Source organism: Cupriavidus sp. FW305-27, from assembly GCF_058787995.1.
In genome coordinates this window covers 1-22,668 of record NZ_JBYTAG010000022.1, presented here as the reverse complement: position 1 = coordinate 22,668, position 22,668 = coordinate 1, and the positions used below count along the sequence as shown (strand labels likewise).

21 protein-coding genes are annotated in these 22,668 nt (G+C 65.3%); 3 read left to right on the top strand and 18 right to left on the bottom strand.

The window, feature by feature from the left end; genetic code table 11:
• Window positions 1-77 precede the first annotated feature (77 nt).
• The 18 genes from AC3WRI_RS12930 to AC3WRI_RS12845 all read right to left on the bottom strand — a co-directional run bounded on the left by AC3WRI_RS12930 (window position 78) and on the right by AC3WRI_RS12845 (window position 19,788).
• Window positions 78-2,933, bottom strand: coding sequence for a motility hub landmark protein FimV (locus tag AC3WRI_RS12930; RefSeq protein WP_011615743.1), 2,856 nt, complete (start codon window positions 2,931-2,933; stop codon window positions 78-80).
• Window positions 2,934-3,219: 286 nt separating this feature from the next.
• On the bottom strand, window positions 3,220-4,356 hold the full coding sequence (gene asd / locus AC3WRI_RS12925) for an aspartate-semialdehyde dehydrogenase (RefSeq protein ID WP_010814630.1): 1,137 nt from the start codon (window positions 4,354-4,356) through the stop codon (window positions 3,220-3,222).
• Between the two features lie 90 nt (window positions 4,357-4,446).
• A complete protein-coding gene (locus AC3WRI_RS12920; protein WP_013957414.1) occupies window positions 4,447-4,578 on the bottom strand; it encodes a hypothetical protein in 132 nt (43 codons plus the stop codon).
• Window positions 4,579-4,691: 113 nt separating this feature from the next.
• The gene (gene leuB / locus AC3WRI_RS12915; RefSeq protein WP_010814629.1) at window positions 4,692-5,759 is read right to left on the bottom strand and encodes a 3-isopropylmalate dehydrogenase; all 1,068 of its coding nucleotides are present in this window, start codon (window positions 5,757-5,759) and stop codon (window positions 4,692-4,694) included.
• Window positions 5,760-5,781: 22 nt separating this feature from the next.
• A complete protein-coding gene (gene leuD, locus AC3WRI_RS12910; protein ID WP_010814628.1) occupies window positions 5,782-6,432 on the bottom strand; it encodes a 3-isopropylmalate dehydratase small subunit in 651 nt (216 codons plus the stop codon).
• Window positions 6,433-6,451: 19 nt separating this feature from the next.
• Window positions 6,452-7,861, bottom strand: coding sequence for a 3-isopropylmalate dehydratase large subunit (gene leuC / locus AC3WRI_RS12905; protein ID WP_010814627.1), 1,410 nt, complete (start codon window positions 7,859-7,861; stop codon window positions 6,452-6,454).
• Between the two features lie 332 nt (window positions 7,862-8,193).
• Window positions 8,194-8,895 (bottom strand): ABC transporter ATP-binding protein, encoded by a 702-nt coding sequence (locus AC3WRI_RS12900; protein ID WP_010814626.1) that lies wholly within the window; start codon window positions 8,893-8,895, stop codon window positions 8,194-8,196.
• On the bottom strand, window positions 8,895-9,662 hold the full coding sequence (gene livG / locus AC3WRI_RS12895; protein ID WP_010814625.1) for a high-affinity branched-chain amino acid ABC transporter ATP-binding protein LivG: 768 nt from the start codon (window positions 9,660-9,662) through the stop codon (window positions 8,895-8,897). Before livG ends, AC3WRI_RS12900 begins: the two co-directional genes overlap by 1 nt.
• The gene (locus tag AC3WRI_RS12890; protein WP_011615744.1) at window positions 9,659-10,942 is read right to left on the bottom strand and encodes a high-affinity branched-chain amino acid ABC transporter permease LivM; all 1,284 of its coding nucleotides are present in this window, start codon (window positions 10,940-10,942) and stop codon (window positions 9,659-9,661) included. The genes livG and AC3WRI_RS12890 overlap by 4 nt, the downstream gene beginning before the upstream one ends.
• A 13-nt stretch (window positions 10,943-10,955) precedes the next feature.
• A complete protein-coding gene (livH, locus tag AC3WRI_RS12885; RefSeq protein ID WP_010814623.1) occupies window positions 10,956-11,882 on the bottom strand; it encodes a high-affinity branched-chain amino acid ABC transporter permease LivH in 927 nt (308 codons plus the stop codon).
• Window positions 11,883-11,967: 85 nt separating this feature from the next.
• The gene (locus AC3WRI_RS12880; RefSeq protein ID WP_011615745.1) at window positions 11,968-13,083 is read right to left on the bottom strand and encodes a branched-chain amino acid ABC transporter substrate-binding protein; all 1,116 of its coding nucleotides are present in this window, start codon (window positions 13,081-13,083) and stop codon (window positions 11,968-11,970) included.
• 525 nt (window positions 13,084-13,608) lie between these two features.
• Window positions 13,609-14,910: a citrate synthase gene (gltA, locus tag AC3WRI_RS12875; RefSeq protein ID WP_010814621.1), complete on the bottom strand. Its 1,302-nt coding sequence runs from the start codon at window positions 14,908-14,910 to the stop codon at window positions 13,609-13,611.
• A gap of 43 nt (window positions 14,911-14,953) precedes the next feature.
• On the bottom strand, window positions 14,954-15,241 hold the full coding sequence (locus AC3WRI_RS12870) for an FAD assembly factor SdhE (RefSeq protein ID WP_010814620.1): 288 nt from the start codon (window positions 15,239-15,241) through the stop codon (window positions 14,954-14,956).
• 79 nt (window positions 15,242-15,320) lie between these two features.
• On the bottom strand, window positions 15,321-16,022 hold the full coding sequence (locus AC3WRI_RS12865) for a succinate dehydrogenase iron-sulfur subunit (RefSeq protein WP_010814619.1): 702 nt from the start codon (window positions 16,020-16,022) through the stop codon (window positions 15,321-15,323).
• Window positions 16,023-16,056: 34 nt separating this feature from the next.
• Complete coding sequence (gene sdhA / locus AC3WRI_RS12860) at window positions 16,057-17,835, bottom strand: succinate dehydrogenase flavoprotein subunit (protein WP_010814618.1); 1,779 nt, start codon at window positions 17,833-17,835, stop codon at window positions 16,057-16,059.
• A gap of 3 nt (window positions 17,836-17,838) precedes the next feature.
• The gene (gene sdhD / locus AC3WRI_RS12855; RefSeq protein ID WP_010814617.1) at window positions 17,839-18,204 is read right to left on the bottom strand and encodes a succinate dehydrogenase, hydrophobic membrane anchor protein; all 366 of its coding nucleotides are present in this window, start codon (window positions 18,202-18,204) and stop codon (window positions 17,839-17,841) included.
• 11 nt (window positions 18,205-18,215) lie between these two features.
• Window positions 18,216-18,626 (bottom strand): succinate dehydrogenase, cytochrome b556 subunit, encoded by a 411-nt coding sequence (gene sdhC / locus AC3WRI_RS12850; protein ID WP_010814616.1) that lies wholly within the window; start codon window positions 18,624-18,626, stop codon window positions 18,216-18,218.
• 280 nt (window positions 18,627-18,906) lie between these two features.
• On the bottom strand, window positions 18,907-19,788 hold the full coding sequence (locus AC3WRI_RS12845) for a GntR family transcriptional regulator (protein WP_011615746.1): 882 nt from the start codon (window positions 19,786-19,788) through the stop codon (window positions 18,907-18,909).
• A gap of 430 nt (window positions 19,789-20,218) precedes the next feature.
• Between AC3WRI_RS12845 and AC3WRI_RS12840 the strand changes: the two genes are divergently transcribed.
• From AC3WRI_RS12840 to AC3WRI_RS12830, 3 genes are all read left to right on the top strand, one after another.
• Entirely contained in the window at window positions 20,219-21,202 is a 984-nt protein-coding gene (locus AC3WRI_RS12840; protein WP_010814614.1) for a malate dehydrogenase, read from the top strand.
• Window positions 21,203-21,335: 133 nt separating this feature from the next.
• On the top strand, window positions 21,336-22,316 hold the full coding sequence (locus tag AC3WRI_RS12835) for an HpcH/HpaI aldolase/citrate lyase family protein (protein ID WP_010814613.1): 981 nt from the start codon (window positions 21,336-21,338) through the stop codon (window positions 22,314-22,316).
• A gap of 50 nt (window positions 22,317-22,366) precedes the next feature.
• On the top strand, window positions 22,367-22,668 hold a 302-nt coding region (locus AC3WRI_RS12830; protein WP_492293401.1), incomplete at its 3' end, for a citrate/2-methylcitrate synthase.

Here is a 22,668-nt window from a genome sequence, read left to right as displayed (position 1 = left end):
TGCGCCGGAAGGGACGCTTCCGGCGCATCGCTTCAGGCTGCGGCAGCGCGTGCCGCGGCCGGACCGTCAATGATAGCTCAGGCCACTTCCTGCAGCAGCGAACGGGCCTCCGCCTGCAGCGGATCCTGCGACTGCTCGACCACTTCCTGCAGCAGTTCGCGCGCCCCTTCCTTGTCGCCGATCTCGATATAGGCACGAGCCAGGTCAAGCTTGATCTGCATGTCCCGCCCGCCGTCCACGCCGTCGACCGACAGCGTGCTCGGCGAACCCCCGTGCGTGAGGTCGCCGCCGGTTTCAGGCGCCACGCGCGACAGGTCGATCGGCTCGGCCAGCTTGCCGTCGCGCAGCATGGTGGTGGCGGGCAGCGGCATGGTGGCCTCGTCCAGCACATCCTTGCCGCGGGCGTCGGCTTGCGCGGCGCTGCCCAGGTCAAGCGACAGCCCGGACATGTCGAACTCCAGCGGACGGCTGCGGGTCGGCGTGTCGAGGGTGGGCACGTCATCGGCAAGCGGGTCGGCGCCGGTGCGAGGCAGGCCGAGATCCAGCCGTACCGGCTCGCCGGCGTCGTGCGCGTCAGCGCCAAACACCATCGCCGCGGAAGCAGGCGCCACGATCGGCTCGCCGGCCGCCGGGGCCGGGAAGGCATCCAGCGGCAGCGCCAGGTCACCCAGCGACGGCTCCAGCCGCGGGATCGAGGCCGGATTCTGCGACGGGTCCTGGGTGCGCCACTGGTCGGTTGCCGGCGAGGTCGTATCCGGCCCCGCCGCTTCGGGCGTCACCGCCAGGAAGAGCGCGTTGCCCGGCTCGAGCGCGCGCCCCATTTCTGCTGCCTTCAGCCATTCCGCCCCGTGTCCGCCGGTCTGGGCGAACATTTCTTCTGCAATCACGCGGAAACCTTCCACATCCTGTCTGTTGCTGTAAATCTCCAGGAGCTTGAGCCGCACCGGCTGCTGCTCCGGGTTCTTCTCCAGGGCTTCGCGCAGGATTTCCTCCGCCTGCACATCGCGCCCATAGGCGATATAGACCTCGGCCTCGGCGATCGGGTCAACCTCGTTGGCTTCCGGCGTGTTGTTGCCGATGCGGAAGTCCGCGCCGAACACGCTGTGCTGCGAGGTGTCGACGCTCTGCCCCCCGGCCGTGCCGAACAGCGAATTGGCACCGGCCATCACCGTGCTTTCCTGCGACAGGATGCTGTCGCCGAAGCCGGTCGCCTCGCCCGCCTTCTGCTGCTGGCGGCGGCGATAGATCGCATAGACGCCGAGCAGCGCCACCAGCAGGCCACCGCCGGGCAGCAGCATGGGGTTGGCCAGCAGGCCATCGATGAACGACGGTTCGGGCACCGGCTCGGGCTGGGCCGCCACCACCGGCGGGCGCTTGGCCGCGGGGGCCGATGCGGCGGCGGCCTGCGTTGCACTGGCAGGAACGGCGGCAGCCGGCTGCGAAGCGGGGGCCGCTGCCACGGCTGAGACTGCCGCAGGCGCCACGGCGTCCGCGGCGCTGGCGCCGGCCGCTGCCGGGGCGCTGGCTGCGGTCGCTGCGGTTGCGGCAGCCGTCGCGGCGGCCGCAACCGGGGCCGGGGCCACGGCATCGGCCTTCGGCGGCTGGGCCGCCACCACGGTCGGCGCCGCCGCCGCGGCCTTGGCCGCGGCCTCAGCCTTTTCCTTCTCGGCCAGCACCGCCTGGTTGGCCTGGCTCAGCTTGGCGATCTCGGCGTTCTTCAGCTCGAGCAGCTTCTGCATGTCGCCGACGTTCTTTTCCAGCTGCGCCAGGCGGGCCTGCGCCTCCTTGAGTTCACGCTCGCGCGCGACGCCGGCTTCGGCCTTGGCCGCGGCGTCGGCCTGCGCGCCGCGCGCGGCCTTGCTGAGCTTCAGTTCATCGCGCGGGCCGTCGGTCGGGGCGGCCTGCTCCTGCACCCGGGCGGTCACGTTGCCGGACTGCTGGCGGCCGCTGTCGGGCTCGACCGACTTGGCCGCGGCAGCGCTGGCCAGCCGGCCGCGGTAGGCATCGAAGCCCTGCGTGCGCGCCACCACCTCGCGGCGGGCGGCCTTGGGTGCGACGGCTTGCGCCTGTTGCTGGGTCGGGACCTGCAGCACCGCGCCGCTGCGCAGCCGGTTCATGTTGCCGCCGATAAAGGCGTTGGGATTGTTGCGGTAGAGCGCCACCAGCATCTGGTCCAGCGAGACCGATTCCTGGCCTTGCACGGCCTCGCCGGCAATGGCGTAGAGCGTGTCGCCGCGCTGCACGGTGTAGCCGCCGCCGGGTGCCATCTCGGTGCTGCCGCTGGCGGCCGGTGCCGGCGCCCGCTTTGCGCTCTGGCGGGCAGGGCGCGCGGGCACGGCTGGCTTGACTGCCTCGGCAGCCGCGGCCGGCGCAGCTTCCTGGGCCGGCGCAGGCTGCGGCGCGGCGGCAGGTGCCGGTGCCGCTACGGGCGGCGCATCCGGCGTCGCCGCCTGCACCACCGTCGCCGGCGAGAAAGTCTGGTTCGAAGGCTTGGTCCCGGCGGGGTCAAGCAGGAAGGTATAGGCGCGCGAGACCTTGCCGCTGGCCCAGCTCATGTCGACCAGGATGTCGACAAAGGGCTCGCTGATCGGCTGGTTGGAGCGGACCCGGGCCACATAGCTGCCGTTCGGGCGGCGCTCCACCTCCAGCCGCAGGCTGCTGACGGCCGGCAGGTAGGTCAGCCCGGCCGCGGCATACGCCGCTGGCGACGCCAGCTTGACACTGAGCCCGGCGGCCTCTTCGGCACTGACCCCACTGATGTCGATCTCAGCCTGCAGCGGCTGACCCAGATTCGACTGAACCCGCAATTGCCCGAACCCCGCGGCATATGCGGCCGGCTGCGCAAGCAGCAGGCCCAGTGCCGTGACGGCCAGCGTTGACCAGCGCTGACGGACAGTAGGCGCATCTTTCCGGCGATGTTGGCTCACACTCACCTTATGCTCCGTTATGTTTTAGTAGCGATATGAATCGACAGACCGACCCCAAAACCAGGTCCGGCAGGCTGGCGGGGCGTTCTCGGCGCACCCCTTCTCCAGCCGCGCGCAGACGCCAAACCCTGCCTGGCGCGAAGCGCATGCCGGCGTATTGTGACGCATCACCAGGGAAAATAGGCGTCCGGATACAACAACGCCGCGCACGGGCGCGGCGTTGTCTGCAAAGCGGTCCATTCTGTTGCCTGGCTGCAACGGACGCAACCAGGCAACAGGCGGGAGCACCGGATCAGGACTCGATCAGGATACGCAGCATGCGGCGCAGCGGCTCGGCCGCGCCCCACAGCAGCTGGTCGCCGACCGTGAAGGCAGACAGGTACTCGCCGCCCATCTGCATCTTGCGCAGGCGGCCGACCGGGATGTTCAGCGTGCCGGTCACTGCTGCGGGCGTCAGGTCGGTCATGCTGGCGTCGCGCGTGTTCGGCACCACCTTGGCCCACGGGTTGTGGGCGGCGAGCATGCCTTCGATCTCATCGAGCGGCACATCCTTGCGCAGCTTGATGGTCAGCGCCTGCGAGTGGCAGCGCATGGCGCCGATGCGCACGCACAGGCCGTCGACGGCGATCGGCGTGGCGCCGGTCGCACCCAGGAAGCCTTCACCGCGGCCCAGGATCTTGTTGGTCTCGGCGCCGCCCTTCCATTCTTCCCTGGACTGGCCGTTGCCCAGGTCCTTGTCGATCCAGGGGATCAGGTTGCCGGCCAATGGCACGCCGAACTGCTTGGTTTCCTCGGCGGACAGGCCGTGCTGGGTCGCCAGGATGGTGCGGTCGATTTCCAGGATGGCCGAGGCCGGGTTGTCCAGCAGCGGCTTGACCGACGCGTTCAGCGTGCCGAACTGCGTCAGCAGCTCGCGCATATGCTGCGCACCGCCGCCGGAAGCGGCCTGGTACGTCATCGACGTCATCCACTCGATCAGGTCGGCCTGGAACAGGCCACCGAGGCCCATCAGCATGCAGCTGACCGTGCAGTTGCCACCGATGAAATTCTTGACGCCCTTGGACAGCGCGTCCTTGATCACACCCTGGTTGACCGGATCCAGCACGATGATGGCATCGTCCTTCATGCGCAGCGAGGAGGCCGCGTCGATCCAGTAGCCCTTCCAGCCGGCCGCGCGCAGCTTGGGGAAGACCTCGTTGGTGTAGTCGCCGCCCTGGGCGGTCAGCACCACGTCGCACTTCTTCAGCGCTTCGATGTCATTGGCATCTTTCAGCGTGGTTTCGTTCTTCGCCATGGCGGGCGCCTTGCCGCCGGCATTGGACGTGCTGAAGAAGACGGGCTCGATCTGGTCGAAATCACGCTCTTCCTGCATGCGCTGCATCAGGACGCTGCCGACCATTCCCCGCCAACCGACGAGACCTACAATCATGATTTACCTCGGATGTGATTTTTACTTCCCCGCCATTTTCCTCGCCCGGCGTGGCTGCGCGGGGAAGACGGGCAGGCACGACGAACGGATCTAGGCGATCGCGGTTTTAATAATGGTTTTAATCGTCGTTGCGGTCTGGCCGAGCGAAATCGTGCCGACCGGGCCGCGGGTAGCGGTCAGGGCAGCAACAGCAGTCAGGGTGGACTGGGAAAATCGGGCCATCGGCAGAGTCTACACGATTTTGCGGCGCTGCCGCAGCGTGCAGATAGGGGAAATAACGGGGACAAATCAGACAAAGGGGGCATTACTCGCGCAGTGCCCCCTTCCGGTGTGACTTACAGTGCCGCCAGCACAGCGTCACCCATCTCGCGGGTGCCGACCTGCTTGCAACCCGGCGTCAGGATATCGCCGGTGCGGTAGCCCTGGGCCAGCACCTTCTTGACGGCGTTCTCGATGCGGTCGGCCTGCTCGGCGCGGTTCAGCGAGTAGCGCAGCATCATCGCCGCCGACAGGATTGTCGCCAGCGGGTTGGCCACGCCCTTGCCGGCGATGTCGGGTGCAGAGCCGTGCGACGGTTCGTACAGGCCCTTGTTGTTGGCATCCAGCGACGCCGACGGCAGCATGCCGATCGAGCCGGTCAGCATGGCGGCCTCGTCCGACAGGATGTCGCCGAACATATTGCCGGTGACGATCACGTCGAAGCTCTTGGGCGCCTTGACCAGCTGCATGGCCGCGTTGTCGACGTACATGTGCGACAGTTCGACCTCCGGGTACTCCTTGTGCACCTCGATCACGATGTCCTTCCAGAACTGGAAGGTCTCGAGCACGTTGGCCTTGTCGACGCTGCACAGCTTCTTGCCGCGCTTGGCCGCGGCCTGGAACGCCACGTGGGCGATGCGGCGGATTTCGGGCTCGCTGTAGCGCATGGTGTCGAAGCCTTCGCGCGCACCCTTGAACAGGCCGTCCGGCGCTTCGCGCACGCCGCGCGGCTGGCCGAAGTAGATGTCGCCGTTCAGTTCGCGCACGATCAGGATGTCGAGGCCGGCCACCAGCTCGGGCTTCAGGCTCGAAGCGCCGGTCAGCTCCGGATAGCAGATTGCCGGGCGGAAGTTGGCGAACAGCTGCAGGTGCTTGCGCAGGCCCAGGATGGCCTGCTCCGGGCGCAGCGGACGATCCAGGCTGTCGTACTTCCAGTCGCCGACGGCACCGAACAGGATGGCGTCGGCTTCCTTGGCCAGCTTCAGGGTGTTCTCCGGCAGCGGATGGCCTTCGGCCTCGTAGCCGGCGCCGCCCACCGGGGCGGTTTCCAGTTCGAACTTCTCGTCGAGCGCGTTCAGGACCTTGACGGCCTCCGCGACGATTTCGGGACCGATGCCGTCACCCGGCAGGACTGCGATCTTCATTGTTGTCTTTCCTCGTTGAGTCTTATCCGACCAGGCGGTTGTTCAGCCACGGCATCTTGGCCACGCGCTCGGCCTCATAGGCCTTGATCTTGTCGGCATGGCGCAGCGTCAGGCCGATATCGTCGAAGCCGTTCAGCATGCAGTACTTGCGGAACGGGGCGATGTCGAACTCATACGCCTGGCCGCCCGCCGTCAGCACCACCTGCTTGTCCAGGTCGATGGTCAGCTTGTAGCCGTTGAAGGCGTTGGTCTCGTTGAACAGGTGGTCGACCTGCTGTTCGGTCAGCACCACCGGCAACAGGCCGTTCTTGTAGCAGTTGTTGAAGAAGATGTCGGCAAAGCTGGGCGCGATCACGGCGCGGAAGCCGTATTGCGTCAGCGCCCACGGTGCGTGCTCGCGCGAGCTGCCGCAGCCGAAGTTGCGGCGCGCCAGCAGGATCGACGCACCCTGGTAGCGCGGCTGGTTCAGCACGAAGTCCGGGTTCAGCGGACGCTTGCTGTTGTCCATGCCGGGCTCGCCGACGTCCTTGTAGCGCCACTCGTCGAACAGGTTGGGGCCGAAGCCGGTGCGCTTGATCGACTTCAGGAACTGCTTCGGGATGATGGCGTCGGTATCGACGTTCTCGCGGTCGAGCGGGGCTACGAGGCCGCTATGTACGGTGAACTTGTCCATGTTCTCTTTCCTTGCTTCTTCAGCCCAGCTTGCGGATATCGACGAAATGGCCTTCGATGGCTGCGGCCGCTGCCATCGCCGGGCTCACCAGGTGGGTGCGCCCGCCCGCGCCCTGGCGGCCTTCGAAGTTGCGGTTCGAGGTCGACGCGCAACGCTCGCCAGGATCGAGGCGGTCGGCATTCATGGCCAGGCACATCGAGCAGCCCGGCTCGCGCCATTCAAAGCCCGCGGCCTTGAAGATCTTGTCCAGGCCTTCGCGCTCGGCCTGTTCCTTGACCAGGCCCGAGCCCGGCACCACCATCGCCAGCTTCACGTTGCCGGCGACCTTGCGACCGAGCTTCTGCACCACCCACGCGGCGGCGCGCATGTCTTCGATGCGGCTGTTGGTGCACGAACCGATGAAGACCTTGTCGATATTGATGCTCTCGACCGGCACGTTGGGCTGCAGGCCCATGTATTCGAGCGCGCGCTCCATCGCGTTGCGCTTGTTCGGGTCCTTCTCCTTCTCGGGATCCGGCACGCGGTCTTCGATGCTGATCACCATTTCTGGCGAGGTACCCCAGGTCACCTGCGGACGGACGTCCTCGGCGCGCAGCTCGACCACCTGGTCGAACTTGGCCCCGGCATCCGAATGCAGCGTGCGCCAGTAGGCCACGGCCTGCTCCCACTCCACGCCCTGCGGCGCGTAGGGGCGGCCCTTCACGTATTCGAGCGTGACGTCGTCCACCGCCACCAGGCCGGCGCGCGCGCCCGCCTCGATGGCCATGTTGCAGACCGTCATGCGGCCTTCCATGGTCAGGTCGCGGATGGCCGAGCCGGCGAACTCGATGGTGTAGCCGGTGCCGCCCGCGGTGCCGATCTTGCCGATCACGGCCAGCACGATGTCCTTGGCGGTGCAGCCGCGCGGCAGCTTGCCTTCCACCTTGACCAGCATGTTCCTGGCCTTCTTGCCCAACAGCGTCTGGGTAGCCAGCACATGCTCAACTTCCGAGGTGCCGATGCCATGCGCGAGCGCGCCAAACGCGCCATGCGTGCTGGTATGCGAGTCCCCGCACACCACCGTCATGCCCGGCAGCGTGGCGCCCTGCTCCGGCCCGATCACGTGCACGATGCCCTGGCGGTGGTCGTTCATCTTGAACTGGGTGATGCCGTAGCTGTCGCAGTTGGCATCCAGCGTATCGACCTGCAGCTTCGACACCGGATCGGCAATGCCGTGGCTGCGGTCGGTGGTCGGCACGTTGTGGTCCGACACGGCCAGGTTGGCGCTGATGCGCCATACCGGACGCTCCGCCAGCTTCAGCCCTTCGAACGCCTGCGGGCTGGTCACTTCATGCAGCAGGTGGCGGTCGATGTAGAGCAGCGTGGTGCCGTCTTCCTCGACGTGGACGGTGTGGTCATCCCAGAGTTTGTCGTAGAGCGTCTTGGCCATGATGCGATGGCGGGCCGGAAGACCGATCCTTTGCAGGAGTGGTCCGCGGTGACCGCGCGGTAGTTTGCAGGGGTTTTATTCGCTTCGGTCGCGGTGGCGAGCGGGTGGCGATAGCGATAATCGCGCCGGAAGCCGCCTGAAGCGAGCGTTATTTCAAGCGTTGCCGCAATGCTTGACTTGGCAATTGATTATGCCACAGGGGGTGTGGCGGTCAGCCCCCTGCCCGGCCCGGGCAGCGGCTGCAATGTAATGTGATTGGCGAAAGGGGGATTTCGCGGATGGCGAAAAGGAAAAGGGCGCCGCCCCCCCGGGGGGGCCGCGGCCTCTTGGGATCAGCCGCCCAGGTAGGCGGCCTTGATCCGGTCGTTTGCCAGCAGGTTGGCGCCGGTATCGGCCAGCACCACCTTGCCGGTTTCGAGCACATAGCCGCGGTCCGCGACCTGCAGTGCCTTGTTGGCGTTCTGCTCGACCAGGAACACAGTGACGCCTTCGTCACGAATGGTGCGGATGATGTCGAAGATCTGCGCGATGATCAGCGGCGCCAGACCGAGCGTGGGCTCGTCCAGCAGCAGCAGGCGCGGCCGGCTCATCAGCGCGCGGCCGATCGCCAGCATCTGCTGCTCGCCGCCCGACATGGTGCCGGCCCGCTGGCTGGCGCGCTGGTTCAGGCGCGGGAACAGCTTGAACACGTGCTCGATGCCCGCCTCGATCTCGTCGCGCCTGGCGAAGAACGCGCCCATCTTCAGGTTCTCCAGCACCGTCAGGCTCGGGAACACGCGCCGGCCCTCGGGCGAGATCGCGAGCCCCAAGCGCATGATCTCGTGCGTGGACCGGTTGGTGATGTCCTGCCCTTCGAACGTCACGCGCCCGCTGGACGCGCGCGGCGTGCCGCACACGGTCATCATCAGCGTCGTCTTGCCGGCGCCGTTGCTGCCGATCAGGGTGACGATCTCCCCCTTGTTGACTTCGATCGATACGCCCGACAGCGCCTCGACGGCGCCGTAGTGGGTATGGACCTGTTCCAGCTTCAGCATCAGTCCTCTCCCAGGTAGGCCTTGATCACGCGCGGGTCGTTGCGCACTTCCTCAGGCGCGGCCGTAACGATCGGCTTGCCGTGCTCCATCACCAGGATGCGGTCGGACACGCCCATCACCAGGCTCATGTCGTGCTCGATCAGCAGCACGGCAATGCCGAACTCGCGCCGCAGCTGGTCGATCAGCTGCTGCAGCTCGATCTTCTCCTGCGGGTTCAGGCCGGCCGCCGGCTCGTCCAGCATCAACAGGCGCGGCTTGGTGATCATGCAGCGCGCGATCTCCAGCCGGCGCTGGTGGCCGTACGACAGCGTGCCCGCCTCGCGGTTGGCCACCGAGGTCAGCCCCATGCGTTCAAGCCAGACCGCGGCGCGCTCCAGCGCCTCGCGCTCGGCGCGGCGGTAGGCCGGCGTGGCGAACAGGCCGCGCAGGATGCCCGCCTGCACCTGGCGGTGCTGCGCCACCAGCAGGTTTTCCACCACCGTCAGCGACTTGAACAGGCGGATGTTCTGGAAGGTCCGCACCAGGCCCTTGCGCGCTACCTGGTGGCTGGGCAGGCCGGCGATGGCGTGGCCGTCCAGCGTGACCTCGCCCGCGGTGGGCTTGTAGAAGCCGCCCACGCAGTTGAACACCGTGGTCTTGCCGGCGCCATTAGGGCCGATGATGGCGAAGACCTCGTCGCTGCGCACATTGAAATCAATACCGTCCACGGCCAGCAAGCCGCCGAAGCGCATCTGCAGGCCGGAGACTTTCAGCAAATCCGCGCTCATTTCGGCAACTCCACGTGGGGACGGCTCGCGGGCAGCAGGCCCTGCGGACGCCACATCATCATCAGCACCATCACCAGGCCGAAGATCAGCATGCGATATTCGGCAAAACCGCGCGCCACCTCGGGCAGCACCGTCAGCAGGATCGCCGCCAGGATCACGCCCAGCTGCGAACCCATGCCGCCCAGCACCACCACGGCGAGGATCAGCGCCGACTCGATGAAGGTGAACGATTCCGGATTGACCAGGCCCTGGCGCGCCGCGAAGAAAGCGCCGCCGATGCCGGCGAACGAAGCTCCCAGCGTGAACGCCGACAGCTTGATGCGGGTCGGGTTCAGGCCCAGCGAGCGGCACGCGATCTCGTCGTCGCGCAGCGCTTCCCAGGCGCGGCCCATCGGCATGCGGATCAGGCGGCTGGTGACGAACAGCGTGAAGCCCACCAGCAGCAGCGCCAGCAGGTACAGGAAGATCACCATGTGCTGGCCGCTGTAGTCCCAGCCCAGCAGGTCATGAAAGGTCTTGGCGCCCTCCACGCTCGCGCTGCGCGCCATCTCGATGCCGAACACGGTCGGCTTCGGGATGCCGGACACGCCATCCGGGCCGCCGGTCAGGCTGGTCAGGTTGTTGGCCAGCAGGCGGATGATCTCGCCGAAGCCAAGTGTCACGATGGCCAGGTAGTCGCCGCGCAAACGCAGCACCGGGAAACCCAGCAGGAAGCCGAAGGTGGCCGACATCGCGGCGGCGATCGGCAGGCATTCCCAGAAGCCCAGCCCGAAATACTGGTTGAGCAGCGCGTAGGTGTAGCCGCCGATGGCGTAGAAGCCGACATAGCCCAGGTCGAGCAGGCCGGCATAGCCCACCACGATATTCAGGCCCAGGCCCAGGATCACGTAGATCAGCGCCAGCGTGGCCACGTCGACCGCGCCGCGCGAGCCGAAGAACGGCCACACCAGCCCGACCGCCAGCAGCATCCATACCGCCGCGCGCTGCTGCCGGGCGCCCAGCTGCGGCACCGCCGGCAGGCGCACCGCGCTGCCGGCGCGCGACAGCAGCGGCTTGAACAGCTGGAACAGGAAGACCGCCGCCACGGCGATCCACACCGGCCGCCAGTGCGGCTCCAGCACGACCTTGTAGCCTTCCAGCTTGAGCTGCAGGCCCAGGATGGGAATGGTCAGGATGGCCGTCATCACGGCGGCCGTGATCGCATTCTTGAGCGATTGTCCCGGTGCGGCGCCGCGTGCGGCGGCCTTGCCCGCGGGCATCGCGGAAACGTTGTTGGTCATGTCTCGTCCTCTTTCAGACCTTTTCGACGTCAGGCTTGCCGAGCAGCCCGGTCGGACGGAACAGCAGCACCAGCACCAGCAGGCTGAACGCAACCACGTCCTTGTACTCGGCCGGCATATAGCCCGAGGCGAAGGTCTCCGCCAGGCCCAGCAGCACGCCGCCGAGCATCGCGCCCGGGATGCTGCCGATGCCGCCCAGCACCGCCGCGGTAAAGGCCTTGATGCCGGCGATAAAGCCGATAAAGGGATTGAGCTTGCCGATGGTCAGCCCGATCAGCACGCCGCCCACCGCCGCCAGCATCGCACCCAGCACGAAGGTGAACGAGATCACCTTGTTGGTGTCGATGCCGAGCAGGTTGGCCATGCGCATGTCTTCGGCGCAGGCTCGGCAGGCACGGCCCATGCGCGAACGGCCGATAAACAGCGTCAGCGCGATCATCAGCACCAGCGTCACGCCGACGATCAGCAGGCGCGAGTACGGCACCGTCACGGTGAAGTCACTGCCCATCTGGAACTCGATGGCGCCCGAGATCAGCACCGGCACCGACACGTCGCGTGCGCCCTGCCCGATCTGGACATAGTTCTGCAGGAAGATCGACATGCCGATGGCCGAGATCAGCGGCACCAGCCGCGGTCCGCCGCGCAAGGGCCGGTATGCCACCCGCTCGACCGCATAGCCGTACACCCCAGTGACCAGCACCGAGACCAGCAAGGCGGCGCCCAGCACCAGCGGCAGGGGGTAGCCTGCCTGGGCGCCGATCGCGGTGAGCGTGACCAGGCCGACATAGGCACCGATCATGTAAATCTCGCCGTGCGCGAAATTGATCATGCCGATGATGCCGTAGACCATTGTGTAGCCGATGGCGATCAGCGCATAGATCGCACCCAGCGTCAGGCCGTTGACCAGCTGCTGGGTGAACTGTGGAAGGAATTCATTCATTGGGGAAGCCTCAGGAACTTGAAGCCCGATACCAGAACGCCCCGCCCGGGGTCCGGGCGGGGCGTGTGCGTGGAAAAGCTCCGGCTTAGTTGGCGGCCGTCTTGCTGGCGTCCTTGTGCCAGGTGTAGACCACGAACTTGAAGGACTTCAGGTCGCCCTTGTCGTCGTACTCGACCTTGCCGATCGGGGTGGTGAAGGCGTTCTTGTGCATGTACGCCGCGACCTTGGTCGGGTCGGTGCTCTTGGCGCCGGCAATGGCGTCGCCGATGATCTTGACGGCGGCATAGGCCGGCATCTGGAACGGACCGTTGGCGTCACGCTTCTTGTCGGCAAAGGCCTTCACCAGCGCGGCGTTGGCCGGGTCGGCCGAGAAGTCTGCCGGCAGCGTCACCAGCATGCCTTCCGAGGACGGGCCGGCGATCGCCGTCACGTCCTTGTTGCCCACGCCCTCGGGGCCCATGAACGCGGCCTTCACGCCCTGCTCGCGCGCCTGGCGCAGCAGCAGGCCCATTTCCGGGTGGTAGCCGCCGAAGTAGACGAAGTCCACGCCCTGCGACTTGAGCTTGGTGATGACGGCGGAGTAGTCCGAATCGCCGGCGTTGATGCCTTCGAACACGGCGACCGGGATCTTGGCGGCTTCCAGGTCCTTCTTCACCGAGCTGGCGATGCCCTGGCCGTACGACTGCTTGTCGTGCAGCACCGCGACCTTCTTCGGCTTGACCTTGCCGATGATGTACTGGGCGGCGGCCGGGCCCTGCTGGTCGTCGCGGCCGATGGTGCGGAAGATGTACTTGCGCTTCTTGGTCTCGGTCAGCTGCGGTGCGGTCGCCGACGGCGTGACCATGACGATCCCTTCGTTCTCGTAGATGTCCGAAGCCGGGATGGTCGAGCCCGAGCACACATGGCCGATCACGTACTTGATGTTCTGGCTGACGATCTTGTTGGCAACTGCCACGGCCTGCTTCGGCTCGCAGGCGTCGTCCATCATCACCACTTCGAACTTGTTGCCGCCGGCGCCGCCGTTGGCATTGAGTTGTTCGATCGCGGTCAGCGCACCGGCCTTGACCATGTCGCCATACTGCGCCACCGAGCCGCTCATCGGGCCGGCAATGGCGATCTTCACGGTTTCGGCGTTGGCAGCGGCGCCAAGGGTGGCCAGCACGGCGGCCAGCGAGATGGACGTAAGACGGGACAGCGTCATCAGGAGCTCCTCGATTTATGTTTGGGTCAACCGGGCAGAAACGGTGTGACCTGCGCAATCGAACAACACCCGCGGACTACGAATAAAGACGCCCGAGACGCGGAAGACGGGCCTGCAAGGGAGAGACAGCTTATGCGGGGCCCGGCATGTGTCAGTCCCGCTGAGGTACGGGGACCAAGGTTCGGAAAGACAACGTTTGATGCGTTCTCTATTGCGCAAGCGATTCGCCTGCCCCGCTTGCCGCACCGCATGCCGGAAGGGTGGCCCGGCTGCCGTCGGCAAAGCAGCCCGCATTATAGGGTCAAATTTCCTGCCGTAGGCGAAAATCGCACAACAAATGCGGAACTGAATTGACAGACTGAGACACAATTCTCCGCAAATTGCCGTTCTCACCACTTATCCGGCAATTTCCTGCTCCCTGCCCTGCTGCGACGCACAAGGCACTCCGGCCCAGAAACACAAACGCCCCGGCGGGCCGGGGCGTTTGTGATTGCTGCATCGCGCAGCCGGATGACAAGCCAGCGATCAGCGCTTGGCAACGTCCGGCACGTCGCGGGTAGCTGCGCCAACGAACAGCTGACGCGGACGACCGATCTTGTATTCCGGATCGGTAATCATCTCTTCCCACTGCGAGATCCAGCCCGGGGTGCGGGCCAGCGCGAAGATGCAGGTGAACAGCGAGGTCGGGATGCCCAGCGCGCGCTGGACGATGCCCGAGTAGAAGTCCACGTTCGGGTACAGCTTGCGGCTGACGAAGTACTCGTCTTCCAGCGCGATCTTTTCCAGCTCCATGGCCAGCTTGAACAGCGGGTCGTTGTGCAGGCCCAGCTCTTCCAGCACTTCGTGGCAGGTTTCGCGCATCAGCTTGGCGCGCGGATCGTAGTTCTTGTACACGCGGTGGCCAAAGCCCATCAGGCGCACGCCCGAGTTCTTGTCCTTGACCTGCTTGATGAACTCGTTGATGTTGTCGACGCTGCCGATTTCTTCCAGCATCTTCAGCGCGGCTTCGTTGGCGCCGCCGTGGGCCGGGCCCCACAGGCAGGCCACGCCGGCGGCAATGGCTGCGAACGGGTTGGTGCCCGACGAACCGGCCAGGCGCACGGTCGAGGTCGACGCGTTCTGCTCGTGGTCTGCGTGCAGGATGAAGATGCGGTCCAGCGCGCGCTCCAGCACCGGGTTCACGGTGTACGGGGCGCACGGCGTGCCGAACATCATGCGCATGAAGTTGCCCGAGTAGGACAGGTCGTTCTGCGGGTAGATGTACGGCTGGCCGATGTTGTACTTGTACGCCATGGCGACCAGGGTCGGCATCTTGGCGATCAGGCGGATGGCCGAGATCTCGCGCTGGTGCGGATCGTCGATGTCCATCGCGTCGTGGTAGAACGCGCTCATGGCACCGACCATGCCGGTCAGCACGGCCATCGGGTGCGCGTCGCGGCGGAAGCCGCGCATGAAGAACTGCATCTGCTCGTGAACCATGGTGTGGTTCATCACGTGGCCGACGAATTCTTCCTTCTGCTTGGCGTTGGGCAGTTCGCCCTTGAGCAGCAGGTAGCAGGTTTCGAGGTGGTCGCACTTCTGCGCCAGTTGCTCGATCGGGTAGCCGCGGTACAGCAGTTCGCCCTTGTCACCGTCGATATAGGTGATCTTGGAATTGCACGAAGCCGTCGACATGAAACCGGGGTCGTAGGTGAACTTACCGGTCTGTCCGTACAGCTTGCGAATGTCGATTACGTCCGGGCCAACGGTACCCGTGTAGATCGGCAGCTCAACGCTGGGGGAACCATCGGAGAACGATAGCGTGGCTTTCACATCGGACGGCGTCATGTCGGATCCTTCAAATGCTGTGAATAATAATGTTGACCAAAACTCAGACCGTACGCAGCAGGGTGATCACTCGCTGCATCGGGGGCGTGTCGAGCTCACCGTCCAGTTCCTTGCGCGCAAGGAGCAGGTCCATCAACTCGTTGTCGCTGAGTTCGAACAGCTCGCTCAACGAAGCCACGTCCTCGTCGGACAGGCTCTCCTCGTAACGGTTGAAAAAACGTTCGACGATGATGTCGTTCTCCAGCAGACCGCGGCGGGCGCGCCAGCGCAGACGTGCGCGCTTGTGCGGGTCGGCCTGATGGGAGAAGGTGGTGGCAGGACTCTCAGTCATGGCTTCCTACTTTCGGCGCGCCAGCCAGATATAGCCGCTCTGGCTGACGCGCCGCTTACTACTGCAGACAGCCGCAGGCTCAGACCGCGCGGCGGACCATCAGCTCCTTGATCTTGCCGATGGCCTTGGTCGGGTTCAGACCCTTCGGGCACACATCGACGCAGTTCATGATGCTGTGGCAGCGGAACAGGCGGTACGGGTCGTTCAGGTTGTCCAGGCGCTCGTTGGTGGCCTGGTCGCGGCTGTCCGCGATGAAGCGGTAAGCCTGCAGCAGGCCGGCGGGGCCGACGAACTTGTCCGGGTTCCACCAGAACGACGGGCACGACGTCGAGCAGCTGGCGCAGAGAATGCACTCGTACAGGCCATCCAGCTCGTCACGCTCTTCCGGCGACTGCAGGCGCTCTTTCTCGGGCGGCGGCTCGTCGTTGATCAGGAACGGCTTGATCGAGTTGTACTGCTTGAAGAAGTTCGTCATGTCGACGATCAGGTCGCGCACCACCGGCAGGCCGGGCAGCGGACGCAGCACGATGCGGTCCGGCAGCTCGCGCATATTGGTCAGGCAGGCCAGGCCGTTCTTGCCGTTGATGTTCATCGCGTCCGAGCCGCACACGCCTTCGCGGCACGAACGGCGGAACGAGATGGTCTCGTCCAGCTTCTTCAGCTTGACCAGCGCGTCCAGCAGCATGCGCTCGTGACCGTCCAGCTCGACCTCGTAGGTCTGCATGCGCGGTGCCGCATCCTTGTCCGGATCGTAGCGGTAGACTTCGAAAATACGCTTCATTTCTGTGGGTCCTGTTGTCTCTACGATGCGGTGCTCAGAAGGTACGGGCCTTCGGCGGCACGCTTTCCACCGTCAGCGGTTCCATCTTCACCGGCTTGTAGTCGAGGCGGTTGCCTTCGCTGTAGAACAGCGTGTGCTTGAGCCAGTTCTGGTCGTCGCGATTCGGGAAGTCGCTGTGCGCGTGGGCACCGCGCGATTCCTTGCGGGCGGCCGCCGAGATCATGGTGGCCTTGGCCACTTCCACCAGGTTGGCCACTTCGAGGGCTTCCACCAGCGCGGTGTTGAAGACCTTGGACTTGTCCTTCAGGTGGATGTTGTCGGCACGCTGCGACACTTCCAGGATGCGCTCGACGCCTTCGTCCATCAGCTTCTGGGTACGGAACACGCCGGCATGCGACTGCATGTTCTTGCGGATGTCGTTGGCAACGTCCTGCGTGTACTCGCCCGAGGACGACGACTGCAGCTTGGCCAGGCGCGACAGCGCCAGGTCGGCGGCGTCGGCCGGCAGCGGCTTGTGCTCTTTCTGCTTCAGGTTCTGGGCGATGATGTGGTTGCCGGCGGCGCGGCCGAACACCACCAGGTCCAGCAGCGAGTTGGTGCCCAGGCGGTTGGCGCCGTGCACCGACACGCACGAGCATTCGCCGATCGCGTAGAAACCGTTCAGGACTTCGTTCGGGTTGCCGTTCTTAGGCACCACGACCTGGCCGTGATAGTTGGTCGGGATACCGCCCATCTGGTAGTGGATGGTCGGGACCACCGGGATCGGTTCCTTGATCGCGTCGACGTTGGCGAACTTCATGCCGATTTCGCGGATCGACGGCAGGCGCTTCATGATGGTCTCGGCACCGACGTGGGTCAGGTCGAGCAGCACGTAGTCGCCGTTCGGGCCGCAGCCGCGGCCTTCCTTGATTTCCTGGTCCATCGAGCGCGAGACGAAGTCACGCGGCGCCAGGTCCTTCAGCGTCGGGGCATAGCGCTCCATGAAGCGCTCGCCGTCCTTGTTGCGCAGGATACCGCCTTCGCCGCGCACGCCTTCGGTGATCAGCACGCCCGCGCCGGCCACGCCGGTCGGGTGAAACTGCCAGAACTCCATGTCTTCCAGCGGCACGCCTGCGCGCGCTGCCATGCCCAGGCCGTCACCGGTGTTGATGAAGGCGTTGGTGGAAGCTGCATAGATACGGCCGGCACCGCCGGTCGCGAACAGCGTGGTCTTGGCTTCGAGGATGTAGACCTCGCCGGTTTCCATTTCCAGCGCGGTCACGCCCAGCACGTCGCCGTCCTGGTCGCGGATCAGGTCCAGCGCCATCCACTCGACGAAGAAGTGGGTCTTGGCGCGCACGTTGCGCTGGTACAGCGTGTGCAGCAGCGCGTGGCCGGTACGGTCAGCCGCGGCGCAGGCGCGCTGCACCGGCTTTTCACCGTAGTTGGCGGTGTGGCCGCCGAACGGACGCTGGTAGATGGTGCCGTCGGGGTTGCGGTCGAACGGCATGCCGAAGTGTTCGAGCTCGTACACGACCTTCGGGGCTTCACGGCACATGAACTCGATGGCGTCCTGGTCACCCAGCCAGTCCGAGCCCTTGATGGTGTCGTAGAAGTGGTAGTGCCAGTTGTCTTCGCTCATGTTCCCCAGCGAAGCGCCGATGCCGCCCTGTGCCGCCACCGTGTGCGAGCGCGTCGGGAACACCTTGGACAGCACGGCCACGTTCAGGCCGGCTTCCGCGAGCTGGAGGGATGCGCGCATCCCGGCGCCGCCAGCACCGACGATGACCACGTCGAAACGGCGACGCGGCAATCCAGTCTTGACTGCGACCATTTATTACACCCTCCAGAGAATCTGAGCAGCGTAGCCCGCGCAACCGACGAGCCACAGAATCGTAAGAACTTGCAGCACGAGGCGAACCGCCATCGGACGCACATAGTCCATCCAGATGTCGCGCACGCCGATCCAGGCGTGATACAGCAGCGACAGGATGGTCAGGAACGTGATGATCTTCATCCACTGGTTGGAGAAGAGCCCTGCCCACGCTTCATACGAAGCGCCGTTCGACAGCAGGAAGGCAATGGCCAGGACCACGGTGAAGACCACCATGATCACGGCCGTGACGCGCTGCGCCAGCCAGTCTTTCAGGCCGTAGTGCGCACCGACGACAAGACGCTTGGGACCGATATTATTGTTTGCCACCTTGATTCTCCTCAGAACAGGCCGAACAGCTTCAGGCCGAAAATCAGGGTAAGCAGCAGGCTCACAACCAGCACGCCGATGGCAGACTTGGCCGAGGCCGGCTTGGAAACGCCGACGTGCACATCCAGCAGCAGGAAACGGATACCCGCGCAGAAGTGATGCAGATAACCCCAGATCAGGACCAGCAGAACCAGCTTGACGAAGCCACCGGACAGAAGCGCCGAGAACTTTGCGAAGCTCAGTTCCGAAGTTATGCTCTGCTCAAACAGATACAGGACGAAGGGAAGGAGGAGGAACATCAGTGCACCGCTCACGCGATGCAGGATGGATACCTTGCCGGCCCAGGGCAACCGGTAGCGCGCAATCTGCGCGATACCGATATTCCGGTACTCCGGCCTGGCTTGTTTGACGGCTTCAGCCATGCGAGACCCCATTTGCGGTAAACAAAAAACGAAACTGCCACTGCCCTGCATGCAACGGGATGCATTAGGGCAAATCCATGAGATTTTAGCGCCTTTGTTGCGCGCTGCACCAATAATTTTCAGCTATCAGGCACCAACAGGTGCCGCCCGACAATCGCACACCAATCACATCCGGCGGGCAATCCAGCGCAACATTAGCCGCGCCGCGCAACAGCCCGCACCGTCATGACGAAAGCCACAATAATCAACGCCAGCGGGCGCATCATGCCATGCGCCGGCGTCAGCTCAGGTCGTTCTGGTAATAGTGCCGCGTAGTCACGTACAGCCCGCGGCGCACTTCGACGGGGCGGTCGCCATAGGTGTACGACACCCGCTCGACTGACAGCAGCGGCGAGCCTACCGGGACAGACAGCAACTCGGCCGCGGTTTCATCGGCAGGCACGGCGCGGATCTTCTCCGAGGCGCGGATCATGCGCGTACCGAACTCGGCCTCGAACAATGCATACATGGGGCCCTTCCACTCGGTCAGCTTTTCAGCGGTGAGGCCCTTGAAGTTGGCGCCGAGCAGCCAGATTTCATCCAGCACGGTCGACTCGCCCGAGAAATTCAGCACGCGGCGGATCTGCACCACGCTGTCGCCGGTGCGGATGTCGAGCAGCCGGGCAATTTCGGCGGGGGCGCGCAGGCGCTTGCATTCCAGCACGCGGCTGGCGCCATAATGGGGTTCGCCTTCGTCCGGGACGAGGCGCAGGAAGCGGAACTTGACCACGTCTTCATGGTGCGTGGTCACGAAAGTGCCCTTGCCCTGCCGGCGCGCCACCAGGTTCTCGGCGGCGAGTTCATCGATGGCCTTGCGCACCGTGCCCTGGCTGACCTTGTAGCGCGAGGCCAGCTCCATTTCGCTGGGGATCATCTCGCCGGGCTTCCATTCGCCGGATTGCAGGCTGCGCGTGATCAGCGCCTTGATCTGCTGGTAGAGCGGACTGAAGGTGGGCGACGGCACGGACTGCAGACCAGAGGCGGGACCAGATTGCGGGGCCGCCTGCGGCACAGGCGCGGGCGGCGAAGAAGGCGGCTGCGCCCCGGCGCCAGGCGTGGCGGCGCCAGATTCCGGCGCGCCGGGTGCGGCTGCGCCAGTCAGGGACGTAGGCAGGGAGGACATAGCGGGATTTCACCACAAAAGGGCAAGATACGTCCAGCCTTACGTTAATTGTCTTATGTCTTATATAAGACATATGAGTTGACATCACGGGAGGCCCGGCCTACACTCGCGCTGGTCCACGCCCGCGATGGCCCCAGGCACGCCAGCAGCAGTCAGGATACCGGAATGTGTCGGCCCGGCAGAATCTCGGCAGCGCTCCGGTCTGGAAATGGCGCCACGCTTCGCAGTAGACTAACGCTTTGTTGCATCACCATGACCCGTTGTGGCTCTCCCTCACCGGTTCCGCCCCGTGGCCCCGCCACCTGGCTCCGGCGGACGGCCGCTCCCCGCTGTGGCGACAACCAGCACCCGGTGACCCGCCGCACCCCTTGTTACGGCAACGGCATGCCACCGACCGGCTTCCCCCCTTCTATCGTTTGGAGATTTACTCATGGCTAAAGCCCCAATGCGCGTCGCAGTGACCGGCGCCGCTGGCCAGATCGGCTACTCCCTGCTGTTCCGCATCGCCAATGGCGACATGCTGGGCAAAGACCAGCCGGTCATCCTCCAACTGCTCGACCTCCCGCAAGCCCAGCAAGCCGTCAAGGGCGTGGTGATGGAACTGGAAGACTGCGCGTTCCCGCTGCTGGCCGGCGTGGTCATCACCGACGACCCCAAGGTTGCCTTCAAGGACGCCGACGTGGCCCTGCTGGTTGGCGCCCGTCCGCGCAGCAAGGGTATGGAGCGCAAGGACCTGCTCGAAGCCAATGCCCAGATCTTCACGGTGCAGGGCAAGGCGCTGGACGAAGTCGCCAGCCGCAACGTCAAGGTGCTGGTGGTCGGCAACCCGGCCAACACCAACGCCTACATCGCCATGAAGTCGGCACCGAACCTGCCGCGCGAGAACTTCACCGCGATGCTGCGCCTGGACCACAACCGTGCCCTGTCGCAAATCGCCGCCAAGACCGGCAAGCCGGTGTCGTCGATCGAGAAGCTGTTCGTGTGGGGCAACCACAGCCCGACCATGTACGCCGACTACCGCTATGCCACCGTCGACGGCAAGAGCGTCAAGGACCTGATCAACGACCCGGTGTGGAACAACGACGTGTTCCTGCCGACCGTCGGCAAGCGCGGCGCCGCCATCATCGAAGCGCGTGGCCTGTCGTCGGCTGCTTCGGCCGCCAACGCTGCCATCGACCACGTGCGCGACTGGGTGCTGGGCACCAACGGCAAGGTCGTCACCATGGGCATCCCGTCGAACGGTGAATACGGCATCCCGGCCGACACCATGTTCGGCTACCCGGTGACCACCGCCAACGGCAAGTACGAGATCGTCAAGGGTCTGGAGATCGACGCCTACAGCCAGGAAAAGATCAATATCACCCTGAACGAACTGGAAGAAGAAAAGGCCGGCGTGCAGCACCTGCTGGGCTGATCCTCCGATCGCTCGAGGAAAGACCGGGGTTCCGCAACGATTCACGAATCAGTGCGGACCCCGGTTTTTTAATATCCAGGGGCTACGATGTCCCCTTGCTCTCCCCCCTCAACCCAAACCGGTCCGAATCAACGTGCATCCTTCCGAGGTCTTGTTCCAGGGCGAAGCCATCCCGGTCCAGTTGCCGGTGTGTGACCACTACGCGGGCAGCGAAAAGCTGATGCGCAAATCGCTTGCCCTGCAACAAGAGCTTGGCCCGGTCTTCGACATCACCTTCGACTGCGAGGACGGCGCCGCCGTCGGCCGTGAGAGCGAGCATGCCGAGCTGTGCGCGCAGCTGGTCAACAGCCCGCTCAATGCCCACAATCGCGTCGGCGTGCGCATCCATGACCCGGCCCACCCGAACTGGCGCGAGGACGTCGACGTGCTGGTGCGCGCCGCCGGCGCGCGCCTGGCCTATGTGGTGGTGCCCAAGGTCAGCGACGTGGTCGAGGTTGCGCGCGTGACCGATCATGTCAACCAGGTGGCGCGCAATGCCGGCATCGCCCGGCATATCCCGATCCATGTGCTGGTCGAGACCCACGCCGCGCTGGAACAGGCCTTCGATATTGCCGCGCTGGTGCAGGTGGAATGCCTGAGCTTCGGCCTGATGGACTTTGTCTCGGCCCATCATGGCGCCATCCCGGGCGAAGCCATGCGCTCCCCACAGCAATTCGAACACCCGCTGATCCGCCGCGCCATGCTGGAGATCTCCGCCGCCTGCCACCGCCACGGCAAGGTGCCGTCGCACAACGTCAGCACCGACGTGCAGGCGCCGCAGCGCGCCGGCGACGATGCGCTGCGCGCGCGCAGCGAGTTCGGCTACCTGCGCAAATGGAGCATCCATCCGGGCCAGATCGCGCCGATCGTGGCGGCGTTCCGCCCCGGTGCCGAAGAAATCGGCGCGGCCAGCCAGATCCTGCTGGCCGCGCACGAGAACAGCTGGGCCCCGATCCGCCACGAGGGCCAGCTGCACGACCGCGCCAGCTACCGCTACTACTGGTCGCTGCTGCAGCGCGCGCAGGCCACCGGCACGCCGCTGCCGGCCAATGTGGAGGCATTGTTTTTCGCCTGAAGCCGATACCCGTACCAAAAACAAACAGGGCAGCGCCCAAGGAGACACGGATGTCCGCCTCGAAGTTCGCCGCACCCGACGCTGCACCCGACGCCACGGCCAGCGAGCCGGCCGCGCCCCGGGTCAAGAAATCCGTCGCCCTGTCGGGCGTGACCGCCGGCAATACCGCGCTGTGCACCGTCGGCCGCACCGGCAACGACCTGCACTACCGCGGCTACGACATCCTCGACATCGCCGAGACCTGCGAGTTCGAGGAAATCGCCCACCTGCTGGTACACGGCAAGCTGCCGACCAAATCCGAACTGGCCGCCTACAAGGCCAAGCTCAAGAGCCTGCGCGGCCTGCCCGCCAA

What these genes read in the sequence shown, in the direction of transcription:
- leuD (WP_010814628.1), bottom strand. Translation starts at nt 6,432, where the DNA reads ATGGACAAGTTCACCGTACATAGCGGCCTCGTAGCCCCGCTCGACCGC.
- asd (WP_010814630.1), bottom strand. Translation starts at nt 4,356, where the DNA reads ATGATTGTAGGTCTCGTCGGTTGGCGGGGAATGGTCGGCAGCGTCCTG.
- AC3WRI_RS12900 (WP_010814626.1), bottom strand. Translation starts at nt 8,895, where the DNA reads ATGCTGAAGCTGGAACAGGTCCATACCCACTACGGCGCCGTCGAGGCG.
- sdhA (WP_010814618.1), bottom strand. Translation starts at nt 17,835, where the DNA reads ATGGTCGCAGTCAAGACTGGATTGCCGCGTCGCCGTTTCGACGTGGTC.
- sdhC (WP_010814616.1), bottom strand. Translation starts at nt 18,626, where the DNA reads ATGGCTGAAGCCGTCAAACAAGCCAGGCCGGAGTACCGGAATATCGGT.
- AC3WRI_RS12840 (WP_010814614.1), top strand. Translation starts at nt 20,219, where the DNA reads ATGGCTAAAGCCCCAATGCGCGTCGCAGTGACCGGCGCCGCTGGCCAG.
- leuB (WP_010814629.1), bottom strand. Translation starts at nt 5,759, where the DNA reads ATGAAGATCGCAGTCCTGCCGGGTGACGGCATCGGTCCCGAAATCGTC.
- AC3WRI_RS12890 (WP_011615744.1), bottom strand. Translation starts at nt 10,942, where the DNA reads ATGACCAACAACGTTTCCGCGATGCCCGCGGGCAAGGCCGCCGCACGC.
- AC3WRI_RS12870 (WP_010814620.1), bottom strand. Translation starts at nt 15,241, where the DNA reads ATGACTGAGAGTCCTGCCACCACCTTCTCCCATCAGGCCGACCCGCAC.
- gltA (WP_010814621.1), bottom strand. Translation starts at nt 14,910, where the DNA reads ATGACGCCGTCCGATGTGAAAGCCACGCTATCGTTCTCCGATGGTTCC.
- AC3WRI_RS12845 (WP_011615746.1), bottom strand. Translation starts at nt 19,788, where the DNA reads ATGTCCTCCCTGCCTACGTCCCTGACTGGCGCAGCCGCACCCGGCGCG.
- livH (WP_010814623.1), bottom strand. Translation starts at nt 11,882, where the DNA reads ATGAATGAATTCCTTCCACAGTTCACCCAGCAGCTGGTCAACGGCCTG.
- AC3WRI_RS12880 (WP_011615745.1), bottom strand. Translation starts at nt 13,083, where the DNA reads ATGACGCTGTCCCGTCTTACGTCCATCTCGCTGGCCGCCGTGCTGGCC.
- livG (WP_010814625.1), bottom strand. Translation starts at nt 9,662, where the DNA reads ATGAGCGCGGATTTGCTGAAAGTCTCCGGCCTGCAGATGCGCTTCGGC.
- AC3WRI_RS12865 (WP_010814619.1), bottom strand. Translation starts at nt 16,022, where the DNA reads ATGAAGCGTATTTTCGAAGTCTACCGCTACGATCCGGACAAGGATGCG.
- AC3WRI_RS12920 (WP_013957414.1), bottom strand. Translation starts at nt 4,578, where the DNA reads ATGGCCCGATTTTCCCAGTCCACCCTGACTGCTGTTGCTGCCCTGACC.
- leuC (WP_010814627.1), bottom strand. Translation starts at nt 7,861, where the DNA reads ATGGCCAAGACGCTCTACGACAAACTCTGGGATGACCACACCGTCCAC.